Below are 25,046 nucleotides of genomic sequence, written 5' to 3'. Positions count from 1 at the left end.
GAAAAATGCAAGCCCTTTTTTCACCAAGCTCTCACGCAAGTTCCCGCAGGACATCCGCTGCGATCTGCGTGGCGGTGAGGTGGTACTCACGTGCGAGTGCCGCAGGGGTATAGCGGTTGAAGAATGCCTTCGGCAGTCCGTAGGTCAGGACGCGCACACCGCCCGTACGGGCGTAGAATGCGGCGACTTTCTGCCCGAAGCCACCCGCGAGGATGCCGTCCTCGAGTGTGAGGATGAGGCTGTGCTTTTCCTTTAGTGAGTCGAGCAGCTGCTCGTCGAGTCCCGAGAGATAGAGCGGATTGATGACGGTTGCGTGAATGCTCTCGTGTGCGAGTTCCTCTGCCGCCTCGGAGGCGAGCGCGGCGAAGTTGCCGACGCCGATGAGGGCGACATCCCTGCCCTCTGTGACGACGATAGATTTGTTCAGATCTCTGTAGTCCGTGCGCACGGGATAGGGGCTCTCCTCGTAGCCAGAGAAGGGCATGCGGATCATGACGGGGTGCTCCCACTGCTCCACTGCCCAGCGTAGGACGGCAATATGCTCGGCAACGCTCGTCGGCGCGAGGTAGACGAGGTTCGGGATGTTCGAGAAGATGGAGATGTCGTAGAAGCCAAGGTGGGTCACGTCGGTGGAGCGGTAGAGCGATGTGCCTGTCGCGAGAAAGACGGCAGGACTGCGGTTGATCGCGACATCCTGCGCCATCTGATCGTAGGTGCGCTGGAAGAATGTGCTGTACGTGCCGAAGATCGGACGCGCGCCCGCGCGTGCAAGCCCCGACGCCATCGCGACGGCGTGCTCCTCGGCAATGCCGACGTCGACATACTGGCTCCCAAGCTCCGCTCGCTGAGCGGGGCTGAGGTTGATGCCCCCGACGATGCCCGCTGAGAGGTAGATGAAGTTCGGATTTTTCCGCGCCGTCTCGAGGACAAAGTCCACGGTTGCGGCGGCGTATGGCTCGGACGAGGCTGCCTTCTTTGCTATGCCGGTCTCAAGGTGGAAGGGGGCATGGCGGTGCCAACCCTCGGGATCGTTCTCGGCGAAGGAGAGTCCCTTGCCCTTTGTTGTGTGGATGTGGATGACGACGGGGCTTGTACTGTCCTTTTCCTCGGAGAATACGCGGATCAGCGCCTCCGCGTCGTTGCCGTCTGCGACGTAGCGGTAGCGGAGTCCCATCGCGCGGAAGAGGTTGTCCTCCGCCTGACCGTTTGTCTCGCGCAGTTCTTTGAATTTGCGGTACATACCTCCGTGGTTCTCGGAGATGGATTGATCGTTGTCATTGAATACGATGATGCAGTTCGTGCCCATCTCGCCAACGACGTTCAGTCCCTCGAGCGCCTCGCCGCCCGACATGGAGCCGTCGCCGATGATGGCGATGATGTTCTCCGTGCCGCCCGCGAGGTCACGCGCCTTTGCAAGTCCAGAGGCGAGACTGATCGAGGTTGAGGTGTGCCCAATGTTGAAGATGTCGTGTGCGCTCTCGTCCGGGTTCGTAAAGCCGGAGACGTCGTTGTACTCTGCTGCGCGCATGTATGCGCCAGCGCGCCCCGTGAGCATCTTGTGTGGATAGCACTGGTGGGAGACATCGAAGATGATTTTGTCGCGCGGCGAATCAAAGACCGTGTGGAGTGCGATGGTCGCTTCGATGATCCCAAGGTTCGGCCCGATGTGCCCGCCGACGAGGCTCGTGCGCTCGATGAGCGCCTCGCGCATCTCCTGCGCAAGGATGCGGCGCTGCTCCGCCGTATAGCCCCGCAAGTCTCTGGGCGCGTTGATGTTTTCAAGATACAAGGGAAAAGCCCTCCATTGACATATGCTAATATCCGCACTCTATTATAGCATAAATTCTAAGAAAACGCCGATAAAATTCAAAACGTTCCGTACATAGGCAGACAAAAACCTCGGAGCGCGTGGCTCCGAGGTCTGTAAAACAGCGAAACTACATCAGGGAGGCAATCTTTTCAGCGAGACGTTTTGCATGCGCGTGCGACACGGCTGTCATATCGGCGGCGCGCGCAGGATCGGTGCGGTCGGCGTAGGAGACACCGCCCGTGTAGACATAGCCCTCGTAGATCATGCCCGTGAGCCCTGCCGTCTGAACAAAGCGCCCCGTCAGCGCATCCACGGGGAATGCCGCGTCATACGCGCTCTCAGGTGCGCCCGTGGTAAAGGACAGCACGAGTTTCTTGCCCACGAGCGCCTTGCCCTGCGAGCCGTGCGAGAAGCCGCGCACGAAAACATCCTCCATCCACTTTGCGAGCAGTGCCGGCATGCTGTACCAGAAGATCGGGAACTGCAGAACGATGATGTCCGCTGCGGCGAGCTTCGCCTGCTCCGCTTCGGCGTTGATCTGATAGTCGGGGTAGAGGCGGTCGAGGTAGTCAAATGTCGCCTCGGGCAGCAGTTTCTCGAGATCCTCCATGATGATCTTGTTCGCGAACGAGTTATTCTTGAGCTCGGGATGTCCTGAGACGATGAGAACGTTTTTCATAGATTATCCTTTCAATGCAAAGAGCGTATCTGCTACGATCTGTTCGGCAGTGAGGTGATACTCCCGTGCGAGTTCGGATGCACTGTAGCGGTCGTGGAACTCCTTTGAGAGCCCGTAGTTACGGACACGGATCTGCGTGTCCATGCCGTAGTACGCGGCGATCTTCTGTCCGAATCCGCCGTCGAGGATGCCGTCCTCGAGGGTGAGGATGAGGCGGTGCTTTTCCTTGAGGCGGCCAAGGAGGGCGGTGTCGAGACCCGAGAGAAAGATCGGATTGATGACGGTTGCCTTGATCCCCTCTGCATCAAGCTGTGCGGCGGCAGCGCTTGCAAGAGCAGCGAAATTGCCGGCGCCGATCAGTGCGACCTCCGCGCCCTCCTGCACGACCTGATACTTGTTGAGGTCGCTGTAGTCTGTGCGCACGGCATAGGGGCTCTCCTCATACCCGCCGACCGGCATGCGGATCATAACGGGATGTGCCGTCTGCGTGACCGACCAGCGCAGTACCGACTTGTACTCGTCGAGGCTCGCGGGTGCGAGGAAGACGAGGTTCGGGATGTTCGCAAAGATGGGGATGTCGAAGAAGCCGAGGTGCGTCACATCGTTCATATAGTAGAGCGACGCGCCGACGGAGAGGAAGACAGCGGGGCTGTTGTTGATCGCGACATCCTGCGCCATCTGATCGTAGACGCGCTGGAAGAAGGTGCTGTACGTGCCGAAGATCGGACGTGCGCCGCCGCGTGCGAGCCCCGATGCCATCGCGACCGCGTGCTCCTCGGCGATGCCCACGTCGACGTACTGATTGCCAAGTTCCGCGCGATCCTTGGGTGAGAGTCCAATGCCGCCCATCGTGCCGGCCGCGAGAAAGACGAAGTTCGGATTCGTCTTTGCCTGCTCTTTGAGGAAGTCCTTGGTCGCCTCCTGATACGGGTCGGTGTACGGATGCTTCAGCGCACCCGTCTCGATGTCGAATGGCATACGATAGTGCCACGTCTCTGGATCCTCCTCGGCGAACTGGTATCCCTTGCCCTTTTGCGTTACGATGTGGACGACAACGGGCTTCGCCGTATCCTTGACCTCAGAGAATGCTGCGATCAGAGCCTCACAGTCGTTGCCGTCCGCCACATAGCGGTAGTCCAGTCCCATCGCGCGGAAGAGGTTGTCCTCCGCAGCGCCGTTTGTCTCGCGCAGCTCCTTGAACGTGCGGTACATCCCACCGTGATTCTCCGCGATGGAGTGGCCGTTGTCATTGAACACGATGATGAAGTTCGTCTCCATCTCGCCGACGACGTTCAGCCCCTCAAGTGCCTCGCCGCCCGACATGGAGCCGTCGCCGATTAGGGCGATGATGTTCTCCCTGCGCCCTGCGAGATCCCGCGCCTTTGCAAGCCCCGAGGCGAGACTGATCGAGGTCGACGTGTGGCCGACGTTGAAGAAGTCGTGCGGGCTTTCCTCCGGATTCGTATAGCCCGACACCTCGTCGTATTGCGCCTCGTTGATGTACGCCTCCACGCGCCCCGTCAGCATCTTGTGCGGGTAGCACTGGTGTGATACGTCATAGATGATCTTGTCCGTAGGCGAGTCAAAGACCGTGTGCAGTGCGATGACCGCCTCGATGATGCCGAAGTCCGGACCGAAATGCGCGCCGTGAATGCTTGCACGCTTTAGGAGTGCGTCGCGCATCTCGCGGGCGAGCATCGTGCGCTGTGCCGCCGTATAGCCCTTGATGTCGGCGGGCGATGTGATTGTTTCCAAATACATAGAGATCCCTCCCCTTGGGGTGCAGCTGCGCCCCATTCCCTTTGCCTAAGCAGGATTATATCATCTGCGCGTATGCGGCTGTCAAGGGAATGTATCCGATGCAACGGATTATTTTCAGCAAAGTATGGTAAAGTGAAGGCTCTGAAAAAATATTTTGATGGGGGCATATAAATGAAAGAATGCAAGATGAAGGACAGTCGCATCGTTATCAGCGAGGTTATGATGCCCAGTCAGGCGAACCCGAACGGGAATGTGCATGGCGGCGAGATTATGAAGTTGATGGATTCGGCGGCGTACGCAGCGGCGCGGCGGTATGCACGGTCGAACGTCGTGACGGCACGCGTGGACGAGCTGGAGTTCCACCTGCCGATCCGCATCGGCGATCTCGTCGTCGTGACGGCGGACATCGTCTATGTCGGGCACAGCTCGATGGAGGTCGCCGTCAACGTCATCGTCGAGGATCTGGACGACGGCGGCGATCCGCAGCTCGGCCTCTCGGCGTACTTCACCATGGTCGCACTCGACCGCAACGCACGGCCGAAGTTCGTGCCGCCGCTCACGCTCGATACCGAGGAGGCGCGTGCCGCGTTCGAGGAGGGGAAGCGCCGCTACGCAGAGCACAAGGCACGCAAGCGCGGCGCGGTCGCGCCCGCAGGCGGCTGCGTTTGTGAGGCCATCGCGCAGCAGGCGAAGGCGGCAAACACCGCGCACACGCCAAACGAAGCGAAGAAGTAAAAACAGCACTTCGCATATTGTAAATGAAAAACGCAGCTTCGTGCGAGGGCTGCGTTTTCTTGTGTGGGGGAGAATTTTTGTGGTATAATGAATGCAGCATTTGGCGGATATATGATAGGAAGTGATACAGATGGCGCAGGATGTTATGGTGCGTATGGATGATGATTTGTCGATGCGTCTGCATGAAGTTTGTGACGAGATCGGGTTGCCTATTTCCACCGCATTTCTGATTTTTGCGAAGCGCGTCGCACGAGATCGCAAAATCCCATTTGAACTCTCTGCGGAACCGGATCCGTTCTACTCGGAAAGCAATATGGCACACCTGCGTCGGGGAATTGCCCAGCTCAATGCCGGCCGGGGCGTGCAGCATGACTTGATTGAGGTAGCAGACGGTGAATAAGACATGGTCGGATGAGGCGTGGGAGGATTATATCGGCTGGCAGTCAGAGGACAGGAAGACGCTGAAACGGATCAATCTCCTGCTCAAGGATGTGGAGCGACATCCGTTTGACGGCGTTGGAAAACCGGAACCGCTCAAGGGTGAGCTCGGTGGGTTTTGGAGCAGAAGAATTGACGAAAAGAATCGACTGATCTATCGCATTGCCCCAAATGGATTGGAAATTCTTTCCTGCAAAGGACATTATGAATAAAAACCCTCCGTCCGCAGCAAATACTCCTTCTTATCGAGCCCGCCCGCATAGCCCGTCAGACTGCCATTCGCGCCGATCACGCGGTGGCAGGGGATGAGGATGGAGATCGGATTGCGCCCGACCGCGCCGCCGACCGCCTGTGCCGACATGCGCTTTTTCGTTTCTTCTTCGAGGCGGCGTGCGATCGCGCCATAGGTCGTCGTTTCTCCGAATGGGATCGTCTGCAGGATTGCCCATACCGACATCTGAAACGCCGTGCCTGTGGGATTGAGCGCAGGGCTGAAGTCCGGCTCCTTGCCGGCGAAATATAGATCGAGCCAACGCATGACCTCTCCGAATACGGGGAGGTCTTTTTTGTGCGCTGCCGAAAGATCGGGGAAATCCCTCTCTCCATCGAAGTACAGCCCCGTGAGTGCGATGCCGTCACTTGTGAGCGTAATCCCGCCGAGCGGGGAGGTGTAGTGTGCTGTGTAGATCATGGGCGTTCTCCTGTCAGTTGATGTAGTTCTATTATAAGGGAAATAATTGCGCTGTGATAGTCCCCCGTGTGTTTTCAATCAAAATATGATATAGTGAAAGAAAGATACCGAAGGAGGCGGCATGATGGCGACAACAGAGATGACGGATGATATGGTTGTGCAGGGGGCTCGCGCAGCGGTACGTATTGCACTGGCGAAGAACAAGGCAAGAGGTGTGTCGAGTGTTGCTTATGATCGCAAGACGAAGACGATCTATGAGATCAAGAGCGATGGACAGCGCGTGCCTATATGGGTGGAATGTGATGGAAAACGTGCAGAAGAAGCCTGAGATCATCGTTTTTGCGGGGCCGAACGGCTCGGGTAAGAGTACATTTACAGAGATTCTGCGTCCTCCTCAGATGGATTATATCAACGCGGATGAGATTAAGAAGAATCTTAAGTGTGATGATCTCGAAGCCGCGCAGATTGCCGAGCGGCAGCGAGAGGCATATCTTTCTGACAAGAGAGAGTTCTGTTTTGAAACAGTGCTTTCCACATCGCGCAATTTGGAGCTTTTGAAACGTGCGCAGGAGGTGGGCTATTTTATTCGTTGTTACTATGTCCTCACCGTAGCCCCGATTATCAATGTCTACCGTGTAAAGGCACGCGTGGCATCGGGCGGGCACGATGTTCCCGAGGAGAAAATCTATGCGCGTTATGATCGTGCAATGGCTCTCGTTCCTAAGGTCGTTGCCGTGAGTGATATCTGCCACATCTATGATAACTCGGAGGAGGAGCCGTTTCGCATCTTCAAGAAACGGAAGGAAGTGTGCTTTTACGACGTATGTGATGATTGGCAGAGAGAAAAAATTGAGACTCTGACGGGAATTACGGATATGGAGCGCAGAGATTTGAATCATCTCGGGTAATCTGTGTTTTCACAGCAAGGCGTGGGCATTTGCCTGCGCCTTTTTCAATCTCGTGTAAAATGTCGCCTGTCATGCGACCACCCGTCCTCGCTTCCTTGCTATTGAAGCAAATAGAGGTCTGAAACTTGATTTAAGGGATGAGGCACACATCCAGACCACGGAGAATTTTGTGCACGGGAAGATCGCAAGCCATATTTTGAACGCATTATGCAGGAAAAGGGCAAGGATTTTGCCAATGCACGCTTAGTGCGCAATATATATGATGATTTGATTATGAATCATGCGAGACGTATCTCTCAAATTAAGAAGCCTTCTTGTGAGGAACTGACGATTATCAGAGACGAAGATTTTAGCGACTTGATAGAAAGGTAAACAACAAATTTTTCATTCGCCCACCAAATAGACACTATCTGTCCTCCTTCCTCCCTATACTGTAATCATCTTTTGTCCTATCAAGGAGACAAACCGGACGCATAGCCGAAGCTATGTGGAGGATTTGTCGACGAAGAGAGGGCGAAAAAGATGCGCCAAGATGACAGGGCTGAATTTATCAGCGCTTCCTTTACGTTGTACTGCAAAAACGATATAATAAGTGTATCAAATGGAGAAGGGAGGTGATCCGCCGTGAAGGAATCGGAGGCGACACGTCCGCTGCATCATGCCGATCTCAGTGAGGCAGAACTCGAACGCGAACTGGAAAAGGGACTAGAAGACCTTGCGGCGGGCAGAGTTCGTCCGGCGAAGGAAGTTTTTGCGGCAATGCGGGAAGCTGAAAAAATTACATATGATCCGTCTGTTCCTTCATATAAGAACTGGAAAGAGCTAGAGCAAGCATTGGAGCATGACAATACAGAGTGAAACAAATGGGACTGCGAGCACCCCTATCGTCTCGCAGTGTGATTGGAAGAGGTTGACCGCTCCCCCGCTACGGCGGGGGAAGCTGAGATATTCCGTATCCCAAGCCTTCCCTGCCAAGGCGGGGGAGGTGGCACGCGTTAGCGTGACGGTGGGGGCGCTTTGAGCGATGGACGACACCTTTCATCGCGTGAACATAAAGAACAGGTCTGTAAAGCAATATTTGCTCTGCAGACCTGTTTTGCTTTACTCCATCGGATACGCCGCGGTAAAGAGGCGCGGTGCATCCTGTCGTGCAATCGTGAGGGTGAATGCACCCGCTGCGTAGGAAGCGAGCACGGAGTCCGGGTAGTAGATCACGAGACTTCCGTCCGCTGCCATGTACCAGCAGAACGACGCGAGCCCCTTTTCTGACGGATGCTGCATGAGCAGGGCCTCCATGACACCGTGCGGGAAATCCCGCTCCACTGCTGCGGGATACTGCGTTTGGAATGCCGCCTCGATGGCGGCGATCAGGAGCGTTCGGTTCGTGACAATCTCATCGAGCGCGATTTGCCGCCCCGTTTTCCGATCAAAGGTATACGCATCGACATGGGCGATGGGATGCGCACCGCCCACATACGATGACCCCTCCATAAAGAACGAGATGAGCTGCTCATCTACCCGTCTCCACCGCGAGATGGGCGTGATGTCGCTGTAATAGAAGGGGAGCTCGTACCCGTCCCTGCGCGCTTCCTCGCTGGCGGTACGGATCGAGCTGTGCCATGCGCCCATGCTCTGCTCCGCAGACCACTCTCTAAATGCCTTTGCCAGCGGTGAGGTGTCATCATCCACGAGCGCAATCTCGGGATAGACGGCGCGGTAGGCTTTGCTGTCGTTCTTGTCGTAGACCGTCAGGACATGATCCTCGACCGTGAGCCATGAGACAGGGGACTCTACGGAGCGTGACCAGTCCCGCGCCGCCCTGTCCTGCACGTTCTCCAGGGACTGCGACGGCCGCGTGTGCTTCTCCGTTCGGTCGCTTAGGACATTTTCTGCCGCCGAGAGAGGTGCGCAGAGCAAGACGGCGGACAGGAGGGCGGATAGAAACGTTTTGGTATGCATGATTGTTCCCCTTTACTTCTCGTGCAGCCAGATGGAGCGGATGCCGGGGCTGTGCTCCGCGCAGATGTAGAATGCGATCTGCGCTGTGTCGCCGTCGTAGAAGTAGCCGCAGACGGGCGGCGCGTTGTTGCTGCACTTTGGCTTCGGCAGGTAGCCGTATGCCTCCTCAAGATCCTCCGTCGTACTGTCCGGGTGGATGCCGCGCGGTGTCTCGAGGCTCTGCGCCTCCTCGGACGGCTTCACGTTGTACTCGTTTACGTCGTTCACGCCAAGATGCACGCTGATGACGTGCCAGCCCCTGTCCGAGCTGCGGTACGTCACGCTGAGCGACGCGCCGTAGTCGATGACGTGCATGCCGACATCCTCGCCGTTCCATACATCCACGCCGTCCGCGACACGATTGCCCCTGCCGTAGAGTTCCTCTACCTCGGCACGCGTATCGCCGATGTGGATACCGCCGAGTGCGAACTCCTCCTCCGGAAGATTGGTCGCCGCACACAGCTGCGCGGGGACGAGCAGGATGCACATGAGCAGGGCGTACAGTATTTTTTTCATCATGTCCTCCTTCGTTCGGTGATTCCTATAGATAAAAATGTGAGAATTCGATTGATTTCATCTTAGCATAAAGAGAAACGCTTGTGACCTGTCATAAATGACAGGTTTTTGAAAAATTTTTTGCGCGACCTGTTATTTATAACAGTACGATTCTCCATCATTCTCGGATATAATAAGAGAAATGAACTGCGCAGTTTCATTTTCCGAGCTATCTGTGTTGATGTGAAAAGGAGATGATGTACGATGAAACGGGCAGCAAAGGTGATGGAGCTGGTCTTTACGCTGATGCTGGCAATGTCCTCTATGACATTTGCCATGTGGAGCGGAACGATCAGCCAGAGCGACTTCCAAAACCATGTGAAGGCGGGCAAGTTCGCGATCTTCGTCAAGGACGGCAGCTCGATCAAGATGTACGAGCCGAGCTCGCCGTCCTCTGCGGTCAGCGAGTTCAAGAGTGCGCTGCCGAGCGGCAGGCACACGGTCTACACGGGCAACATCGCTGTGCGGGACTACCTCGAGGAGTATGGCTACTACGACTACTACCATCAGGGTGTGGACATCGGTGGAGGAGCGCGTGCCTATGAGTTTACCGCGTGGGAGAAGATGTGACCGAAAGATGGTCTGAGAGGATACCCCGATAGGGGGGATGAAGGGGTTGCTGCACGTTTGTTTCGTGCAGCAGCCCCTTTCGAAAAAATTTTTGAGAATATGGGGATGAGTCAGGTGATGGGATTTTATAGCAATCAAATGAGCATAATTGGGAGAAGAGATGATCCTAGAGATGCATACATCGAAGAATGAGATTGTCCGGTTGTCGGTGGTTCCTTTAAAATGAATATGACACCAAGATATAGAAAAATCTTAAAATTGTGATTTACAAAATTCTTCAGATGTGCTATTATTCTTTTAGATAAAACGATTTATCAAATAAGAGCACATGGAAAATGATTGAGATAGGTTGTTTTATCGGTATGCAGAGCAACGTTTTATCAAGATGGGAGTGATGCACTGTGAAAGGTATTGGAAAACTGACTGTCTTTTTGATTCCGGTAGGAATCGCAGTCAATATTGTCGGAGGGCAGATCGCTATCCTGCTGAAGTTGCCGATTTGGCTGGATGGGATCGGAACCATTCTGATTGGAGGTATTTGTGGTCTTGTACCGGGATTGATTGTTGCAGCGATTACACAGATTATCAATGCTATTTCCCTTCCGACGGTTTTGCCCTATATGATCGTCGGATTCGCAATGGCCGCAATGGGGACATATTTTTCGAAGAAAGGCTTTTTTCTTTCCTTCCGAAAGTCTGTATTGCTGGGCGTCCTTGTAGCGATTGTTACGACAGCGATGGCTGTTCCGATGGATGTTATTATCTTTGGTGGCTTTATTGGGACTGGTAACAGCATAGTTGCGGCGGGGCTGATGAGCCTTGGCTTGTCGATTCCTGTTGCGGTGACGATCAGTTCGTTTTCATTCGGCCTTGTGGATAAGACCTTGAGCGTGCTGGCTTGTTACTTCATTATCAAGAGTATGCCGCTGAATTTCTTGTCCAAACTGCCGATGAGTGAGTATATTCTTTCGCGCAAACAGTAAGGAAAAGATGGTGCATATATTTAGATAAAACGATTTATCAAATATATGGGCCTGTTTTGTAAGAGGCCATGAAAGAAAACAGTTTGGTTTAGCTTGAAATAGGAGGATACCACATGAAAGGCGTTGGAAAGCTGACGGCGTTTTTGATTCCAGTGGGAATTGCCGTCAATGTTGTCGGCGGGCAGATTGCGCTTCTGCTGAAGCTGCCGATTTGGCTGGATGGGATTGGAACCATCCTGATCGGAGGTATTTGTGGACTTGTGCCGGGACTGATTGTTGCGGCGATCACACAGATCATCAATGCCATTTCGCTTCCGACAGTTTTGCCCTATATGATTGTCGGTTTTGCAATGGCGTTGATGGGGACATATTTTTCAAAGAGGGGATTCTTCCTTTCCTTCCAGAAAGCCGTCATTCTCGGCATCCTCGTAGCGATTGTTACGACGGTAATGGCTGTGCCAATTGATGTTATCCTGTTTGGCGGGTTCATGGGAGATGGCAACAGTCTTCTGGCGGCCGGGCTAATGACGATGGGTCTGTCGATTCCAGTTGCCGTGGCGGTTAGTTCCTTTACGTTCGGACTGGTAGATAAGACGCTGAGCGTTCTGGTCTGCTACTTTATCATTAAGAGCATGCCCTTGAACTTCCTGGCAAAGTTGCCAATGAGCGACTATATTCTCCCGTCGAAGAAGTGAGCGCGCCGCTGCAGCGTCAAATAAAGTGTTCGACGGTGCTGAGGAGCTGATCTTAGCGTGAGAGAGGAGATGAACCGCTTGGACTGGTCGTTTACAGATGCCTTTCTGCGCCCTCGTATCAAGGGGAATGTGCTGCTCGATATGAATCCGATGAGTAAGGCCAACATTTTAGCGTCACTTACGGTATCGGCGTTCATTCTGTTTGACATTGTGTACGCATTTATCCTTTCCGGGGTGATGGTATTGCTTGCCGCGTGCGCAGGCCGATTGAAATCTTTTGTTTCGGTATATTGGAAAATTGTCGTGTTCTTCGCGTCCTTGTTGTTTCTCGTGCGCGCGGCTTTTACGAACGGTTCTGAGGTGCTCTTTCAACTGGGAGGGATCCATGTGACCCCCGAGGGCATTCATCTGGGACTTATATCGGCCGGCCTCGTGATGGCGTTCAGTGGTGCTTTCATCCTTTTCATCAAGACGACGGAGATGGAGGAACTCGTCTGGGTGCTTGAGCAAAAAGGCATGTCGCATACATTCTCCTACATCGTGCTGTCGGCATTTCAGACGATAATTGATCTGGGCAAATCCGCGCAGACGATTATGGACTCGCAGAAATGCAGAGGCATCGAGACGGAGGGTGGCATGATGACGAGGGCGAAGGCCTTTATCCCGATCCTCGGCCCACTGGTTCTCGGTGCGATTTCCAATGCTGAGGAAAAGACGATCGCAATGGACGCGCGAGCGTTCTCGTCGCCGACAAAGCATACGAGTCTGATGTTGCTGAAGGAGCCGCCGCTCGCCGAAAAGCTCGTCGTTTGGGCGTTTGATCTGGCTCTTTTGGTCCTCATAGCTTGGAGGATTTACACATGGATCGGATAGAACTGCAGCATGTGTCGTTTTCCTATGCCCTGTCGAATAAGAAGGCACTGAACGATGTGTCCTTTACGTTTGAGAAAGGCCGTTTTTACGGTGTGATCGGTGAAAATGGCGGCGGTAAGACCTCCCTATGTAGTCTGATTCGCGGTCTGATTCCTCATTTCTACAAAGGGGAATTTTCGGGACACGTTCTATATGACGGGACGGATATGTCAGAGATGGATGTTGATGCACTTTCTGTGGACATTGGATATGTCTTTCAGAACCCCTTTACGCAGATCAGTGGAGTCAAAAAGACGGTGTTTGAAGAGGTCGCACTGGGGCTGGAAAATTTGGGCATTCCGCCGAAGGAGATTGTTGAGCGGGTCGTTGCGGTATTGGATCTGCTCGATATCGGTCATCTTGCACAGAACAATCCGACGGAACTTTCCGGCGGTCAGCGGCAGCGTGTCGCATTTGCCTCAATCATCGTGATGGATCCCGATATTCTCGTCATTGACGAGCCAACGTCGCAACTGGATCCAGAAGGCTCACAGCAGATCTTTCGGATCATTGAGCAGCTGAAGAAACGAGATAAGACGATTATTCTCGTGGAGCACAAAATCGATATGATTGCGGCCTACTGTGATGAGGTTCTTGTTGTTAAAGACGGCAGTATCGTAAAATGCGGGACAACTCAGGAAGTTCTGTCTGATGTTGGGCTTCCTGCACTCGGCGTGAAGCTGCCGGAGGTTGCGCAGCTGGCATACGAATTGGCAGAGGCTGGGGTTCCGCTGCCCTCTATTCCGATTACAGATGAGGAATGCTGTCGCATGATCCGCGAAGGGTGGGGATTCTAATGGAAGGTATTGAACTGAAGGATGTTTCGTTCTCCTATCCGAACGGATTTTTGGCAAATGAGCAGCTGAACCTTACCGTGCGGCCCGGTGAGCGCGTCGCCATTGTTGGACAGAACGGTGCAGGAAAGACGACAGCTGTCAAGATGATGAATGGGCTCAACCGACCGACACAGGGAGATGTTCTGGTGGACGGCATCAATACCAAGGATCGGACGACTGCCCAAGTTGCGAGAATGGTGGGGTATGTCTTTCAGAATCCGGATGAGCAGATTTTCAACAGTACAGTAGTGAAAGAGATCGAGTATATGCCGCGCTATTTTCACATGGAGGAGGATGAGATCGGGCGGCGCACGGAAGAAGTTCTGCGCCTCACAGGGCTCGAAGAGTGCAGAGATATGAACCCCTTTGATATTTCCTACTCTACTAGAAAATTTGTAACGATCGCGGCGGTACTTGCGACAAAGCCGCGCTATACGATCTGGGATGAGCCCACTGCAGGACAGGATTGCTGGCATATTGCGATCCTGTGCGATATTTTGGACCATCTGCAGCGAGAGAATACGGCGGTCGTTGTCATAACGCACGATATGGAGTTCGTTGTCAGTGCGTTTGAGCGTGTTGTTGTCATGGCGAATAAGCATATTATCGCGGACGGGCGGCCGGAGGATATATTCAGCCGTGATGACATTATCAAAGAGGCACGAATTACGCGACCACAGATTGGAGCGATTGCCCATAAGATCGGGTTAGAGAAAACAATCCTTCATCGCTCGGAATTCGTGTCCTATCTACAGGAGAGGAGATGTGTCCCGCATGGATAAACTGATGAAATTCATTGATGCACACGCAGATGAGTATGTGAAGTATCTCGTGGAGTTGGTGAAGATCGATACGCACGATATAGAGCACGGCATCGGCGGCGGACGTGAAAAAGAGGGACAGCTGTATATGAAGCAGCTGTTTTCCTCCATGGGAGCTTCTCGTATCGTTGAGGATCCTCTGACGGAAGATGTCATCCTAGCGTGTCGGGAAAAATATCATGAGGGAAATCTCGGTCATGCTTATGATGATCGGTTCAATGTCTATGCGGAATTTACCGGCTGCGGATCGAAGAGCATTCTCTTCAACGGTCATATTGATACGATGCCCGTCGGTGATCCAGAGAAATGGGAATACGATCCCTATGGCGGCATCATCACGGGCGGACGACTCTATGGCGTCGGTGCCTGTGATATGAAAGCAGGGCTCATGGGAGCGGTCATGGCAGTCAAGGCGATACAGGATGCGGGGCTTGAGCTGCCGGGTACGGTCAAATTTGCCTCGGTCTGTGATGAGGAGGGCGGGGGTAACGGCTCTCTCGTTGCGGCGATGCATGGGCAAAAGGCAGATGCCGTCGTTGTATGTGAGCCTACGGACTATGAACTGGTTGCCGCCCATATGGGATGGGTCTTTTTCAAAATCGAGACAGAGGGTGTTGCCGTCCACTCGGGTTTGAAGATCGGTGGTGTGAATGCCATCGATAAGACTGTCAAGATTATGCGCTCTCTGGAGGAACTGGAACATCGCTGGCTCCTGACACATAAACATATTCTGCTTCCGCCTCCATCGGGGAATGTCGGTGTTATTCAGGGCGGTGAGGCGGGGTCTACGGTTCCGAACTACTGCTGCATACAGCTTTGCGTGCACTATCTTCCTGGCATGACGTACGATGAGGTCGTCAAGGACTATACGGATACCGTAATGCGCTGTGCAGACGGCGATGAGTGGCTCAGGGAACATCGACCGAAGATCAGTATTTATCAGACGGGGAATCCGTTCGAGATGGATTTAGCACATCCTTTTGTCGATGCATTCAAGACTTCCTATGAGCGAGCGATGGGCGAACCTGTCCGTATTGTTGGCTCTCCTGCCGGGTGCGATTCTCGGACGTGGCGCAATATCGCGGGGTGTCCGACGCTTCAATACGGTCCCGGACGGCTTGCACAGTGCCATGCAGTGAATGAGTATGTGGAGATCAAGCAATACCTTGATGCCATAAAGATATATGCGAATTTGATAATGAATTATTGCGCATAAGGAGGAGTTATTATGGAAATGAAGAAAATATTGGTAGCGGGGGAATCGTGGACGAGTTTTACCACCCATGTGAAGGGCTTTGACACCTTTGTGACGAGTGTGTATGAAGAGGGGATTGAGTTCCTGGCGAAGGCGATTGATAAGGCCGGTTATGAACTCGTCTATCTCCCAGGACAGTATGTTGCGGAACGCTTTCCCCGTACAGCAGAGGAACTTTCTGAATACGCATGCGTTGTGCTCTCCGATATCGGCTCGAATACACTGTTGCTTTCGGATGATACTTTTAAGCGCGGTGTCAAAGCTCCGAACCGCTGCCAGTCGATTGCGGAATATGTTCAAGGGGGCGGCTCCTTCCTCATGGTAGGCGGTTATATGTCGTTCTCCGGTATTGATGGGAAAGCGCGTTACGGAGAGACCGCAGTTCAGGACATTCTCCCCATTGTTTGTGTTCCCGGCGACGACCGCGCAGAGCATCCGGAGGGCATCACTCCGCAGGTTGTGGCTCCACATCCGGCATTGGCTTCCCTGCCAAATCCGTGGCCGCATTTCCTTGGGTACAACAAGGTTCTTCCGCGTGAGGGATGTGACGTTCCCATTACGATCGGTGGAGACCCTCTGGTCGCATTCGGACAGTTCGGGAAGGGGAAGACGGCCGTCTTTACCTCGGACTGCGCGCCGCACTGGGGGCCGCAGGAATTCCTTGCATGGGAAGGCTATAATGTGCTCTGGAAGGGAATCTTTGACTATCTGACAAATTGAGAGAGGCAAAAACGATGGATCGTGATGAGGCACTGTCCGTCCTAAAGATGCTTGTCGAAACCAATACGACAAATCCACCGGGCAATGAACAACGGCTCGCTGAAAAAATCAAGGGTCTTTTGGACGGCAGTGTTGCTGAGAGTTATATCGTACCCTGCGGAGAGGACAGAGCCAGTCTTGTTTCCAAGATTGTTGGTACGGGGAAGGAACCTCCCTTGATTCTCTGCGGTCATATGGATACAGTTCCGTTCGGTGATCCGGAGCGTTGGTCATTCCCGCCCGATCAGCTCACACAGAAGGGAGATCTCCTGTACGGTCGCGGAACGAGCGATATGAAGAGCGGTCTCGCAGCAATGCTCTGCGCATTTCGCACCGCTGCACGGCGGGAAGAGTCGCCCAGAGGAGATATCTACCTCGCATTGACGGCGGATGAAGAGTCGTCAGGACTCGGAGCTGAGACGATTGCGGCGGAGCTCCCGCTCCAAGGCGGTATTCTATATATTGCAGAGCCGACGGATAATGCGATCGGTATATGCTCCAAGGGGGCGCTGTGGGTCAGACTCAATGTACAGGGGCAGACGGCACATGGTGCCTATCCTGAGAAAGGCGTCAATGCTGTTGATGTTGCTTATGAAGCGTACACAAATATACGCAAATATGTTGAGGGGGTTCATCATGCACTGCTCGGGCACGCGACCTGCACGCTTTCGGGAATTTCCGGCGGTGTAAAGGAGAATATGGTAGCGGATCGGTGTACGATGACACTTGATATTCGAACGACTCCGAATCTGTCGAACCAAGATGCTCTGCAGCAGATAAAGCGCATCTGCTGTGAGGTCTGTGGGGGGCACACAGGTGCTGTTATAAGCCTTGATGTCCTGAACGATCGGAGTCCCGTGTCGATCGACCCAGAGGTATCTGCCGTCCAATCCCTCCGGAAAATAGTGCATAAATGCACGGGGGTGATGCCTATGCATAAGGGAATTAAGTTTTTTTCGGATGCATCGATCTTCATTCGTCACTGCTCGAAACTTCAATGCATTCAGTTCGGCCCTGGACGGGATGATTGCGCACACATTGCGGATGAGTTCGTTGAGACGAATAAATATCTTGCTGCCGTTGTTTGCTATGACGAACTGCTGCGTGCGTATTTTGACTAAGGATTGGAAGATGGCTACAACGCTGAAGGATGTTGCGAAAGCGACTGGGCTCTCGACGACCACTGTTTCTTTGGTCCTTAATGGGAAACCCCACCGTATTTCTGAGGAAAAATGCAAACTGGTCGAGGATACAGCCAAGAAAATGGACTATCACCCGAATAAATTTGCCGTCGGTTTGGTAAAAAACATTACGAAGACCATCGGTCTCATTATTCCGGATATCACGAACGTATTCTTCTCGGAGATTGTAAAGGGGCTTGAAGACAAGCTCCACGAAAATGAGTATAACCTGATGCTCGGCAACTCCAATGACAAGCACCGTTTGGAACTGTCTTCCGTCAATATGATGAATACTCAGATGGTTGATGGTTTGGTTATGATCATGTCATCGGAAACCTTGGGGGAAAAAGAGAGACAGACGCTCTCGGCACTCAGAAAGATGAATCGGCCGGTCGTTCTCATCGATTGCTTTAACGAACCTGGCGGGTTCAGCACTGTTTCGATCGACAACTACAAAGCTTCTTATATGGCCGTGGAATACTTGCTCTCACTGGGACATCATCGTATTGCATGTATTTGTGGTCCGTTGGGGCTCAAGACGAATGACGATCGCTTGCGCGGCTACACGACAGCGCTGGAACAGCATGGGGTTTCCTATGACCCGGCGCTGATTGTTGAAGGGGATTTTCGTTACCGTAGCGGTTATGCCTCCATACCTGTTCTTCTCCCAAAGGCTCCCACTGCGATTCTCTGTTTGAATGACATGATGGCATACGGTGCGATCAATGCCTTGAAGGATCAGGGAGTTGAAGTTCCGGATGATATCTCCGTTATGGGGTTTGACGATATCTTTTTCTCACAGATTATCGCCGTTCCGCTGACCTCTATCCGTCAGCCGGCATATACCATGGGAAATAAAGCAGGGGATCTCATCCTGCAGGAGATTTCTCGTCACACAAAACCTCGGCGCGTGATTCTTGATCCCACCATCGAGATTCGAAAAAGCACACAAAAACTTAGAGAAGCGGGAGGAAAGCCGGAATGATTGCCGTGATTGGTTCTAACAACATGGATTTAATCTCCTATGTACAGCGAATGCCAGAGCCGGGCGAGACGCTTGCAATGAAGGATTTTTCGATCGCGTATGGCGGGAAAGGTGCCAACCAAGCTGTGGCTGCTGCACGCATGGGAGCGGATATTCTGATGCTGACTGCTGTCGGCACAGATGTTTTCGGACAGGATATCGATGTACATTTGCGTGCAGAGGGAATCCGAGGAGATTACATAAAGCACGTTGATGCTCCCAATGGAACCGCCAGCATCTGGGTGGATGATACGGCACAAAATCGCATTCTGATCCATAAGGGGGCGAATGCCCTGCTCAATGTTCAAGATATTGAGCGTGCAGCAGAGGATTTGCGGAAGTGTTCGATGATTATTCTGCAGTTAGAAGTCGACTACGATGTCGTTTATCATGCTTTTTCCTTTGGGCGGGAGCATGGTGTACCTATTTTGCTTAATCCGGCGCCTGCCAGCACGGAACTGGATATGGCACGTATCTCTTGCTGCGATTTTTTCATGCCGAATGAGACGGAGTTGGAGATTCTCACGAACCATGTGGTCGACACGATGGATGCCATCCAGGAGGCGGGAGCAATTCTGCTTGCACAGGGGATGAAAAATGTTATTGTAACACTCGGTTCAAAGGGCGTTCTTTGGCTGCATGCAGGTGGAGCTGAATTGATTCCAGCATTTGTGGTAGAGGCAGTGGATACGACCGGTGCGGGAGATTCCTTTATTGGATGCTTTGCTGCCGTGTATGAACGGGAGAAAAATGTCAGAGATGCACTTCGGTGGGCGAATGCGTTTGCTGCATTGGGGGTACAGAAGCGAGGTGCGCAGTCATCATATCCAACCCGCGGAGATGTGGAACGATTTATCACGGGAGGCGGTACGGAGTCTCTCAAAAATTTGGAATCACTGATAAAATAGTCCGTCAGATTGGTGTAGATTCTTCGGCTGAATAAGGAGGAAAACTGGACGCAGAGTGGTGTTCTATGGAGGGGGGCTCCATCGGAGTGCAGGAAAAAAGATGTACCAAGAGAGCAAGCTGAATTTATCAGCGTTTCCTAACGTGGGGCTGTACGTCGAAGCTGAAAAGTTTCGACGTACAGCTCCTTCTTGATTCAGTGCAGCATGGAGCGAAAATTTTTGAAAAATGCACGACAATAAGCAGGAATACAATAAGGGGATAACGAAGCTCTACCAATCATAATTTTGCTTTGATAAAGGGGGGAATGAGATGAAGAAGCTGCTGCTTTTGTGCCTGGCGTTTGCACTGCTTGCACTTGCGGGCGGCTGCGGCGGGGAACGCGCCGATGAGGCGCACGGGGCGCAGCTCGTCTATGCCACAAAGGACTACGAGGAGATCAATGTACTGGCGGATGAGCACGCCGAGATCGGGCAGCTGCTGTTCGACGGGCTGATGCGCCGCGACGAGAACGATGCTATCGTCCCCGCACTCGCCGAGTCGGTGGAGTACGATCCCGAGACCTATACCTACGTATTTCACTTGCGCGAGGGCGTGCACTGGCATGATGGGAAACCGCTGCGGGCGGCGGATGTGAAGTTCACCATCGAGGCGATTAAGAATCCGCTCGTCGACTCCCTCCATGCACCGAACTTCGAGGAGGTGCGTGAGATCACGGAGGTTGACGACCGGACGGTGCGCATACGTCTGTCCGCACCGAATGCGGCATTCCTCGACTACATGATGCAGCCGATCCTGCCGGCCCATCTCCTTGCGGGACAGGATCTCACAACGACGGGCTTCTTTCGCAGACCCGTCGGAACGGGCCCCTTCCGCATGGAGAGCTGGGAGGCGGGCAAGGAGATCGTTCTCGTAAAGAATGAGGACTACTATCGCGGCGCACCGAAGATCGACCGCTTCGTCGTCAAGATCGTGGCGGACGATGCCGCCGAGGCAAAGGCGCTTGCCGACGGGTCGGCGGATCTGGCGCGGCTTTCACCACGGGCTGCGGCACCCTTTGAGGGGAGGGATGGCTACCGCTGCTACGCGATGAAGACCGCGAACTACGGCTCGATTCTGATTAACTGCGCCCATCCCTACTGGCAGCGCAACCGCGACCTGCTGCCTGCCATCGCCTACGCCGTCGATCGTGCGGCAGTCATCAATGAGGCTCTGCTCGGGCATGGGATTCCTGCCTACAGCCCCCTGCAGCGCAGTTCTTTCAACAATCCGAACGTAGAGCACTATGACTATGATCCTGCGAAGGTACAGGAGATTCTCGAGGCGGCGGGCTGCAGGAAGGGCTCCGACGGCTACTACACACGCGGCGGAGAGGAGGTCGGATTCATCCTCACCGTGAAGAATGACAAGTACAGCCGCATCGATATCGCCAACGTAGTGGCAGCGCAGATGCGCGCGGTCGGAATTCACTGTACCGTGGAGACCCCCGCAAAGGTCGACTGGGACGGGCAGATGGCATACCTCAGCGGCGTGGGGAACGAGATCGACCCGGATGCACATACCTATAAGGTGTTCTCGACCAATGGGCGGGGGAACGACAGCCACTACTCGAATCCGCGCGTGGACGAATACCTGCTTGCCGCCCGCCGCGCAACCGACACCGCCGAGCGGATGCGCCTCTATGGGCTCTTTCAGGAAGAAGTGACGAAAGACCTCCCCTATATCTACATCTGCTACATCGACTTCATCTACGTGACGAACGCACGCGTCCACGGCATCACGCCGAACCGCCTGCTCGGCTATCGCGGTGTCGGTTTCTTCTGGAACGTCAACGAGTGGACGGTGGAGTAGGGATAGAGAGATCTGTGGTATGAAGGTTGTTTCGGCGCAGTGCCCCCCAATGTTAGAAATGGGAAATCTATTGAATTCTAGATTACAGAACTCGAATGGGTTGAAGGTCGTTGTTGCAGATGTTGAAGGCTTATCATAGAAAGTGTAGGTTGATATGGGGCAGAAGCGCAAATGGAACTTTCCATCCAATAATTTCGGGCAGATTTTTGGAATCGCGGATTCCGGCGTTGAGACTTTCAAAGGAACGCCGATGAAATCTCTGGCACGCGAGATTTGCCAGAACTCCCTAGATGCCAATGATCAGAGCGGACAGCCGACGAAAATCGAATTTAAGGCTTTTCAGATTGCACCTTCGGACATTCCGGATTTCGAGGGGTTATACGACGCACTGAAGCGTTCGCTGGCGTTCTGGTCTGGGCAAACGACGGATTGGGCAAAGTCTTTTTTTGAGACGGCACTCTCCGTCGCCAACAACGTCGCAATCACTTGCTTACGCATTAGTGACTACAATACAACCGGACTCACGGGAGCGCGAGAAGAATATAACTCCGCGTGGTGCAACTTGACGAAGTCGTCCGGTGCATCGGACAAAAGCGGGAGCAATGGCGGCTCGTTCGGTATAGGGAAGTATGCCCCTTTTGCCTGCTCGGTATTTCGGACCGTGTTCTACAGCACCTTGGATTCAGCCAATCAGTCTGCTTACCAAGGTGTTTCGCGTCTCACATCGTTCCGAAACGCAAGCGAGGAAATCACACAAGGCATCGGGTTCTATGGGGGAGAAAAAAATGCACCTGTCTATGAGCAAATTTCTCTGGACTCGGAGTATCATCGCCTTGCGGGGCAACATGGAACGGACATCTTCATCCTTGGATTTAATGGGGATGAACATTGGCGAGAACAGATGGTAGCATCTATTTTGGATGGATTTTTATACGCTGTTTTCAATGGGACTCTTGTCGTGGACGTGGATGGCACTCAGATTTCTAAGGATACGCTTGACGGATTGGTCGAGTCGCATAAGGATTATTTTCGTGAACGCGCAGATGAATACTATCAGACGCTACTCAATCGCACAGAAGTGTGTACGTTTGAAAAGCTGTTTACAGAGGATCCGGAAACCTGTGGAAAGGTTACACTTCGCCTCATGATCGAAGCCGGGTTTCATCGTCGGGTTGCGATGGTTCGGCAGACTGGGATGAAAATCAAGGACAAAGGACATATTAACGGCATCATTCCATTTGCGGGTGTGCTCTATATCGAAGGAGTGGAACTCAACACGTATCTGAGGACCCTTGAGAATCCTCAACATCTCGAATGGGAAGTGGAGCGTGCCGATAATCAGAGAAAGGCAAAAAAACTGTTGCAGCAACTCTCTCAGTTTATTCGTGAGAGCTTGAATGAGATGCGGGATGACAGTAGTGAGGAGGAACTGGATCCCCCTGTTGGAGAGTATCTGTCTGCAAAACAGGAAGAAGAGGCGGCAAATGAGAAAAAGGAAGAGCGTATCCTGGATACCATCCATGATGTTGATTCCCGTGTGACTGAGGTGAAGCCACCGTCGTCGGGCGAACAGGATGAAGACACGGCAGAGACACAGCACCCGAATGATACGGGAGAGATTTCGGTTTCTGGGCTTCCGGGTGAGGGGGGAAGTGGTGATCAGGGCGCAGGAAACGGGGGCGGTAATGGAGGCGGACATCATGCAGGTAATGGTGGTGGTGATATTCCCAAAGAACATAGACAGGCACTGTCGACGATTCCGGCAAGTCATATCCGCAATCTGGTTCGAGATCGGAAAGAGGGCAAGTATACCATCATCTTTACACCGGCGATCTCTGCCTGTGATGGCGTGATTGAGATATTCATGTCCGCAGAATCCCAGGCATATGATGCTAACATTCTATCAGCACATTGCGCGACACATCCAAATCTGACGGTTGAGGGAAACAAAATTCAAAACATCAACTTTACGAGACAGCAACCGCTAAAGATTGATGTTCAAATCGACTATCATGACTACTGCCCCATGGAGGTGAAAGGGTATGGAAATAAAGTATAGGCTCTATCCCTATCCGGTTCTTTCCACCTATTCCGATGATTATCAATCGGGAAAATTCAATGCCGTGATTGAACCCCGCAAAGAAGGATATCACCTGCGCGTTGACTTCACCGCAGAGCTAACAAATGATGCACTAAAAAAACTGATCCGATCTGGTCAGGCAAAATATGTCTATCATATGGAATGTGCACAAACGGGCTTTCGTAAGGTGTTTCAGACAGGAGAGGTCATAGCTAGTGAGCTGCTCTCCGATAAACACCTCAATGGGACGCTTCAAATTTGTTCGTTTATCGTGGCAGTTGAGGATATTCAAGGATATTCCAGCGAGGATTTTCATGAGGACTATCGTGGTATCTCCTTTGATATCGAGGCTGGCTGCATTATGGCATCCGGAAAGATGGTAGCGGTACATATTTCAAAGGATGTTGATGAACTGGAGCACATGCCGTCCATATTCAGTATCGCGCGAAATGCCGATGATACTTGTAAGCACATGATGGTGGACTACTCTGGCAGAAAGATTGTCATTAAGTTGCCTATGGATGACTATTATAGTTATAAGCAACTGAGTAAGACACCTCAAATTCAAGCAGTGCTGAACTCTCTGACGATAGTGCCAGCTCTCATCTATGTCCTTGGTGAGTTGAAAAGAGTATCTGTGTCGGAGCGTGAAGAGAACGCAGAGAATCTATGGTATCGCGTTTTAGCCAAAACACTTGCAACAAAATTTGACTGTGACATTTCTTCAGAAGAATTTGAGGAGCAGGATGTGATGCGTCTTGCACAAAGCCTCATCAATGAGCCTGTATCAGATGCCTTTAAGATGCTTGCGGGGTTCTCCGGAGGGGATGACGAATGAAAATTCAATTCGTGAGCTACGATAATATCGATCTCATTAAGACGAATCTTTCAGTGTGGATAGAGCACTTTCGGGCAGAGTCGTCAAAACAGTTGGAGGCGGAGCTGGAACACCCGCTCTTTACGGATAGCAAATTTGTGGAAGTTCAGGACGTCGTGCTTGATATGTCAGCAGAAAAAGGATTTCGGACAGACGCGGAAAATGCGAAACGCATCTATGAAAACTTCCGGTTTCTATCCGAGTCGCAGGCATCGGATGAGCGATTGTGGGCGGGGCTTTGTCTTGGCCCGTTTTGGAAATACGTCAAATATCGTTGGGATGTTGATGCAAAATGTACGGTACCTCATATCACACAGCACTTTTTCTTTGGGTTCGGGCCACGTCGATCCCTCACACGTAATGCGCTTTCTCGTCTCTGGTGGATCGGCCGCTTGACTCATGATGAGAGACGAGATGATCCGTGGGAGTTGACGCGGTTCATATGCGAAAATGCGGACTACATCATGCACGTTTTGGAGCGTAATACTTCGAATAATCCATCGATCACACGCGGGTTTCTGTCTGCCGTTATTGATGCGCACAACAACGGGATGCGGATCGATACAAATGTTGTCGGAGAGCTTGCAAAGTATCTCAATCTCCTTGGTGGCGTATACATTCTAGACTGCTTGCCCGAAAAACATATATATGAGAAAATATATGAAAAAGTAAAAGAAATAAATTCGGTGCTCACACAGGCAATATGAAAAATGGGGCGATT

At 52.7% G+C, this 25,046-nt stretch carries 28 protein-coding genes and 1 pseudogene; 23 read left to right on the top strand and 6 right to left on the bottom strand.

All coding sequences use genetic code 11. The features are described from left to right. Window positions 1–31: 31 nt before the first annotated feature. The 3 genes from HMPREF9163_RS09230 to HMPREF9163_RS09220 form a co-directional block, all read right to left on the bottom strand. Window positions 32–1,789: a 1-deoxy-D-xylulose-5-phosphate synthase gene (locus HMPREF9163_RS09230; RefSeq protein WP_009441498.1), complete on the bottom strand. Its 1,758-nt coding sequence runs from the start codon at window positions 1,787–1,789 to the stop codon at window positions 32–34. Window positions 1,790–1,937: 148 nt separating this feature from the next. After that, complete coding sequence (locus tag HMPREF9163_RS09225; RefSeq protein ID WP_009441497.1) at window positions 1,938–2,489, bottom strand: NAD(P)H-dependent oxidoreductase; 552 nt, start codon at window positions 2,487–2,489, stop codon at window positions 1,938–1,940. A gap of 3 nt (window positions 2,490–2,492) precedes the next feature. Continuing rightward, a complete protein-coding gene (locus HMPREF9163_RS09220) occupies window positions 2,493–4,250 on the bottom strand; it encodes a 1-deoxy-D-xylulose-5-phosphate synthase (RefSeq protein WP_009441496.1) in 1,758 nt (585 codons plus the stop codon). Window positions 4,251–4,421: 171 nt separating this feature from the next. On the opposite strand from HMPREF9163_RS09220, the gene HMPREF9163_RS09215 reads away from it, so the two are divergent. From HMPREF9163_RS09215 to HMPREF9163_RS11815, 3 genes are all read left to right on the top strand, one after another. After that, the gene (locus HMPREF9163_RS09215) at window positions 4,422–4,985 is read left to right on the top strand and encodes an acyl-CoA thioesterase (RefSeq protein WP_009441495.1); all 564 of its coding nucleotides are present in this window, start codon (window positions 4,422–4,424) and stop codon (window positions 4,983–4,985) included. Window positions 4,986–5,115: 130 nt separating this feature from the next. Further along, window positions 5,116–5,385: a type II toxin-antitoxin system RelB/DinJ family antitoxin gene (locus HMPREF9163_RS09210; protein WP_009441494.1), complete on the top strand. Its 270-nt coding sequence runs from the start codon at window positions 5,116–5,118 to the stop codon at window positions 5,383–5,385. Then, entirely contained in the window at window positions 5,378–5,635 is a 258-nt protein-coding gene (locus tag HMPREF9163_RS11815; RefSeq protein WP_009441493.1) for a Txe/YoeB family addiction module toxin, read from the top strand. The genes HMPREF9163_RS09210 and HMPREF9163_RS11815 overlap by 8 nt, the downstream gene beginning before the upstream one ends. On the opposite strand, the gene HMPREF9163_RS09200 is transcribed toward HMPREF9163_RS11815, so the two are convergent. Then, the gene (locus tag HMPREF9163_RS09200; RefSeq protein WP_009441492.1) at window positions 5,626–6,114 is read right to left on the bottom strand and encodes a methylated-DNA--[protein]-cysteine S-methyltransferase; all 489 of its coding nucleotides are present in this window, start codon (window positions 6,112–6,114) and stop codon (window positions 5,626–5,628) included. The genes HMPREF9163_RS11815 and HMPREF9163_RS09200 overlap by 10 nt on opposite strands. 121 nt (window positions 6,115–6,235) lie before the next feature. Here HMPREF9163_RS09200 and HMPREF9163_RS09195 point away from each other — a divergent pair, with 121 nt between their 5' ends. The 5 genes and pseudogenes from HMPREF9163_RS09195 (at window position 6,236) to HMPREF9163_RS09185 (ending at window position 7,880) form a co-directional block, all read left to right on the top strand. Beyond that, window positions 6,236–6,442 carry a hypothetical protein gene (locus HMPREF9163_RS09195; RefSeq protein ID WP_009441491.1) on the top strand — a complete coding sequence of 69 codons (207 nt, stop codon included), beginning with the start codon at window positions 6,236–6,238 and terminating at the stop codon, window positions 6,440–6,442. Next, the gene (locus HMPREF9163_RS09190) at window positions 6,417–7,022 is read left to right on the top strand and encodes an AAA family ATPase (RefSeq protein ID WP_009441490.1); all 606 of its coding nucleotides are present in this window, start codon (window positions 6,417–6,419) and stop codon (window positions 7,020–7,022) included. Before HMPREF9163_RS09195 ends, HMPREF9163_RS09190 begins: the two co-directional genes overlap by 26 nt. Before the next feature lie 198 nt (window positions 7,023–7,220). Further along, a pseudogene (locus tag HMPREF9163_RS12750) lies at window positions 7,221–7,394 on the top strand (hypothetical protein); the annotation flags it as partial. 64 nt (window positions 7,395–7,458) lie between these two features. After that, window positions 7,459–7,611 (top strand): secretion protein HlyD, encoded by a 153-nt coding sequence (locus HMPREF9163_RS12550; RefSeq protein ID WP_071606085.1) that lies wholly within the window; start codon window positions 7,459–7,461, stop codon window positions 7,609–7,611. A gap of 35 nt (window positions 7,612–7,646) precedes the next feature. Beyond that, window positions 7,647–7,880, top strand: coding sequence for a hypothetical protein (locus tag HMPREF9163_RS09185; protein WP_009441487.1), 234 nt, complete (start codon window positions 7,647–7,649; stop codon window positions 7,878–7,880). A 243-nt stretch (window positions 7,881–8,123) separates the two neighbouring features. On the opposite strand, the gene HMPREF9163_RS09180 is transcribed toward HMPREF9163_RS09185, so the two are convergent. Both HMPREF9163_RS09180 and HMPREF9163_RS09175 read right to left on the bottom strand, forming a co-directional pair. Further along, window positions 8,124–8,981, bottom strand: a complete 858-nt coding sequence (locus HMPREF9163_RS09180) for an RsiV family protein (protein ID WP_009441486.1) — start codon at window positions 8,979–8,981, stop codon at window positions 8,124–8,126. A gap of 12 nt (window positions 8,982–8,993) precedes the next feature. After that, window positions 8,994–9,536 (bottom strand): hypothetical protein, encoded by a 543-nt coding sequence (locus tag HMPREF9163_RS09175; RefSeq protein ID WP_157049434.1) that lies wholly within the window; start codon window positions 9,534–9,536, stop codon window positions 8,994–8,996. A gap of 243 nt (window positions 9,537–9,779) precedes the next feature. Here HMPREF9163_RS09175 and HMPREF9163_RS09170 point away from each other — a divergent pair, with 243 nt between their 5' ends. The 15 genes from HMPREF9163_RS09170 (at window position 9,780) to HMPREF9163_RS09100 (ending at window position 25,032) form a co-directional block, all read left to right on the top strand. Beyond that, entirely contained in the window at window positions 9,780–10,145 is a 366-nt protein-coding gene (locus tag HMPREF9163_RS09170; RefSeq protein WP_009441484.1) for a hypothetical protein, read from the top strand. Window positions 10,146–10,546: 401 nt separating this feature from the next. Then, entirely contained in the window at window positions 10,547–11,128 is a 582-nt protein-coding gene (locus HMPREF9163_RS09165) for a hypothetical protein (RefSeq protein WP_009441482.1), read from the top strand. Window positions 11,129–11,241: 113 nt separating this feature from the next. Beyond that, a complete protein-coding gene (locus tag HMPREF9163_RS09160; protein ID WP_009441481.1) occupies window positions 11,242–11,823 on the top strand; it encodes a hypothetical protein in 582 nt (193 codons plus the stop codon). Window positions 11,824–11,880: 57 nt separating this feature from the next. Beyond that, window positions 11,881–12,696: an energy-coupling factor transporter transmembrane component T gene (locus HMPREF9163_RS09155; RefSeq protein WP_232296689.1), complete on the top strand. Its 816-nt coding sequence runs from the start codon at window positions 11,881–11,883 to the stop codon at window positions 12,694–12,696. After that, the gene (locus tag HMPREF9163_RS09150; protein WP_009441479.1) at window positions 12,684–13,532 is read left to right on the top strand and encodes an energy-coupling factor ABC transporter ATP-binding protein; all 849 of its coding nucleotides are present in this window, start codon (window positions 12,684–12,686) and stop codon (window positions 13,530–13,532) included. Before HMPREF9163_RS09155 ends, HMPREF9163_RS09150 begins: the two co-directional genes overlap by 13 nt. Beyond that, complete coding sequence (locus HMPREF9163_RS09145) at window positions 13,532–14,353, top strand: energy-coupling factor ABC transporter ATP-binding protein (protein WP_009441478.1); 822 nt, start codon at window positions 13,532–13,534, stop codon at window positions 14,351–14,353. The genes HMPREF9163_RS09150 and HMPREF9163_RS09145 overlap by 1 nt, the downstream gene beginning before the upstream one ends. After that, window positions 14,346–15,608, top strand: a complete 1,263-nt coding sequence (locus tag HMPREF9163_RS09140; RefSeq protein ID WP_009441477.1) for a M20 family metallopeptidase — start codon at window positions 14,346–14,348, stop codon at window positions 15,606–15,608. The genes HMPREF9163_RS09145 and HMPREF9163_RS09140 overlap by 8 nt, the downstream gene beginning before the upstream one ends. A 12-nt stretch (window positions 15,609–15,620) precedes the next feature. Continuing rightward, window positions 15,621–16,367, top strand: coding sequence for a glutamine amidotransferase (locus HMPREF9163_RS09135; RefSeq protein WP_009441476.1), 747 nt, complete (start codon window positions 15,621–15,623; stop codon window positions 16,365–16,367). A 14-nt stretch (window positions 16,368–16,381) separates the two neighbouring features. Continuing rightward, window positions 16,382–17,527 carry a M20 family metallopeptidase gene (locus HMPREF9163_RS09130; protein WP_009441475.1) on the top strand — a complete coding sequence of 382 codons (1,146 nt, stop codon included), beginning with the start codon at window positions 16,382–16,384 and terminating at the stop codon, window positions 17,525–17,527. A gap of 10 nt (window positions 17,528–17,537) precedes the next feature. After that, window positions 17,538–18,572, top strand: a complete 1,035-nt coding sequence (locus HMPREF9163_RS09125; protein ID WP_009441474.1) for a LacI family DNA-binding transcriptional regulator — start codon at window positions 17,538–17,540, stop codon at window positions 18,570–18,572. Beyond that, window positions 18,569–19,519 carry a ribokinase gene (gene rbsK, locus HMPREF9163_RS09120; RefSeq protein WP_009441473.1) on the top strand — a complete coding sequence of 317 codons (951 nt, stop codon included), beginning with the start codon at window positions 18,569–18,571 and terminating at the stop codon, window positions 19,517–19,519. Before HMPREF9163_RS09125 ends, rbsK begins: the two co-directional genes overlap by 4 nt. 310 nt (window positions 19,520–19,829) lie before the next feature. Next, window positions 19,830–21,368, top strand: coding sequence for an ABC transporter substrate-binding protein (locus HMPREF9163_RS09115; protein WP_009441471.1), 1,539 nt, complete (start codon window positions 19,830–19,832; stop codon window positions 21,366–21,368). Window positions 21,369–21,522: 154 nt separating this feature from the next. Continuing rightward, window positions 21,523–23,427, top strand: a complete 1,905-nt coding sequence (locus tag HMPREF9163_RS09110; protein WP_009441470.1) for a hypothetical protein — start codon at window positions 21,523–21,525, stop codon at window positions 23,425–23,427. Further along, window positions 23,411–24,286 carry a hypothetical protein gene (locus HMPREF9163_RS09105; protein ID WP_009441469.1) on the top strand — a complete coding sequence of 292 codons (876 nt, stop codon included), beginning with the start codon at window positions 23,411–23,413 and terminating at the stop codon, window positions 24,284–24,286. Before HMPREF9163_RS09110 ends, HMPREF9163_RS09105 begins: the two co-directional genes overlap by 17 nt. Beyond that, on the top strand, window positions 24,283–25,032 hold the full coding sequence (locus tag HMPREF9163_RS09100; protein ID WP_009441468.1) for a DUF6339 family protein: 750 nt from the start codon (window positions 24,283–24,285) through the stop codon (window positions 25,030–25,032). Before HMPREF9163_RS09105 ends, HMPREF9163_RS09100 begins: the two co-directional genes overlap by 4 nt. Window positions 25,033–25,046 lie beyond the last annotated feature (14 nt).

It is taken from the genome of Selenomonas sp. oral taxon 138 str. F0429 (assembly GCF_000318175.2).
GTDB lineage: Bacteria > Bacillota > Negativicutes > Selenomonadales > Selenomonadaceae > Centipeda > Centipeda timonae.
This window is presented reverse-complemented; position numbering and strand designations above follow the sequence as displayed.

What these genes read in the sequence shown, in the direction of transcription:
- HMPREF9163_RS09225 (WP_009441497.1), bottom strand. Translation starts at nt 2,489, where the DNA reads ATGAAAAACGTTCTCATCGTCTCAGGACATCCCGAGCTCAAGAATAAC.
- HMPREF9163_RS09220 (WP_009441496.1), bottom strand. Translation starts at nt 4,250, where the DNA reads ATGTATTTGGAAACAATCACATCGCCCGCCGACATCAAGGGCTATACG.
- HMPREF9163_RS09215 (WP_009441495.1), top strand. Translation starts at nt 4,422, where the DNA reads ATGAAAGAATGCAAGATGAAGGACAGTCGCATCGTTATCAGCGAGGTT.
- HMPREF9163_RS09210 (WP_009441494.1), top strand. Translation starts at nt 5,116, where the DNA reads ATGGCGCAGGATGTTATGGTGCGTATGGATGATGATTTGTCGATGCGT.
- HMPREF9163_RS09200 (WP_009441492.1), bottom strand. Translation starts at nt 6,114, where the DNA reads ATGATCTACACAGCACACTACACCTCCCCGCTCGGCGGGATTACGCTC.
- HMPREF9163_RS09195 (WP_009441491.1), top strand. Translation starts at nt 6,236, where the DNA reads ATGATGGCGACAACAGAGATGACGGATGATATGGTTGTGCAGGGGGCT.
- HMPREF9163_RS09190 (WP_009441490.1), top strand. Translation starts at nt 6,417, where the DNA reads ATGGAAAACGTGCAGAAGAAGCCTGAGATCATCGTTTTTGCGGGGCCG.
- HMPREF9163_RS09180 (WP_009441486.1), bottom strand. Translation starts at nt 8,981, where the DNA reads ATGCATACCAAAACGTTTCTATCCGCCCTCCTGTCCGCCGTCTTGCTC.
- HMPREF9163_RS09175 (WP_157049434.1), bottom strand. Translation starts at nt 9,536, where the DNA reads ATGAAAAAAATACTGTACGCCCTGCTCATGTGCATCCTGCTCGTCCCC.
- HMPREF9163_RS09170 (WP_009441484.1), top strand. Translation starts at nt 9,780, where the DNA reads ATGAAACGGGCAGCAAAGGTGATGGAGCTGGTCTTTACGCTGATGCTG.
- HMPREF9163_RS09160 (WP_009441481.1), top strand. Translation starts at nt 11,242, where the DNA reads ATGAAAGGCGTTGGAAAGCTGACGGCGTTTTTGATTCCAGTGGGAATT.
- HMPREF9163_RS09150 (WP_009441479.1), top strand. Translation starts at nt 12,684, where the DNA reads ATGGATCGGATAGAACTGCAGCATGTGTCGTTTTCCTATGCCCTGTCG.
- HMPREF9163_RS09145 (WP_009441478.1), top strand. Translation starts at nt 13,532, where the DNA reads ATGGAAGGTATTGAACTGAAGGATGTTTCGTTCTCCTATCCGAACGGA.
- HMPREF9163_RS09140 (WP_009441477.1), top strand. Translation starts at nt 14,346, where the DNA reads ATGGATAAACTGATGAAATTCATTGATGCACACGCAGATGAGTATGTG.
- HMPREF9163_RS09135 (WP_009441476.1), top strand. Translation starts at nt 15,621, where the DNA reads ATGGAAATGAAGAAAATATTGGTAGCGGGGGAATCGTGGACGAGTTTT.
- HMPREF9163_RS09130 (WP_009441475.1), top strand. Translation starts at nt 16,382, where the DNA reads ATGGATCGTGATGAGGCACTGTCCGTCCTAAAGATGCTTGTCGAAACC.
- HMPREF9163_RS09125 (WP_009441474.1), top strand. Translation starts at nt 17,538, where the DNA reads ATGGCTACAACGCTGAAGGATGTTGCGAAAGCGACTGGGCTCTCGACG.
- rbsK (WP_009441473.1), top strand. Translation starts at nt 18,569, where the DNA reads ATGATTGCCGTGATTGGTTCTAACAACATGGATTTAATCTCCTATGTA.
- HMPREF9163_RS09115 (WP_009441471.1), top strand. Translation starts at nt 19,830, where the DNA reads ATGAAGAAGCTGCTGCTTTTGTGCCTGGCGTTTGCACTGCTTGCACTT.
- HMPREF9163_RS09110 (WP_009441470.1), top strand. Translation starts at nt 21,523, where the DNA reads ATGGGGCAGAAGCGCAAATGGAACTTTCCATCCAATAATTTCGGGCAG.
- HMPREF9163_RS09105 (WP_009441469.1), top strand. Translation starts at nt 23,411, where the DNA reads ATGGAAATAAAGTATAGGCTCTATCCCTATCCGGTTCTTTCCACCTAT.
- HMPREF9163_RS09100 (WP_009441468.1), top strand. Translation starts at nt 24,283, where the DNA reads ATGAAAATTCAATTCGTGAGCTACGATAATATCGATCTCATTAAGACG.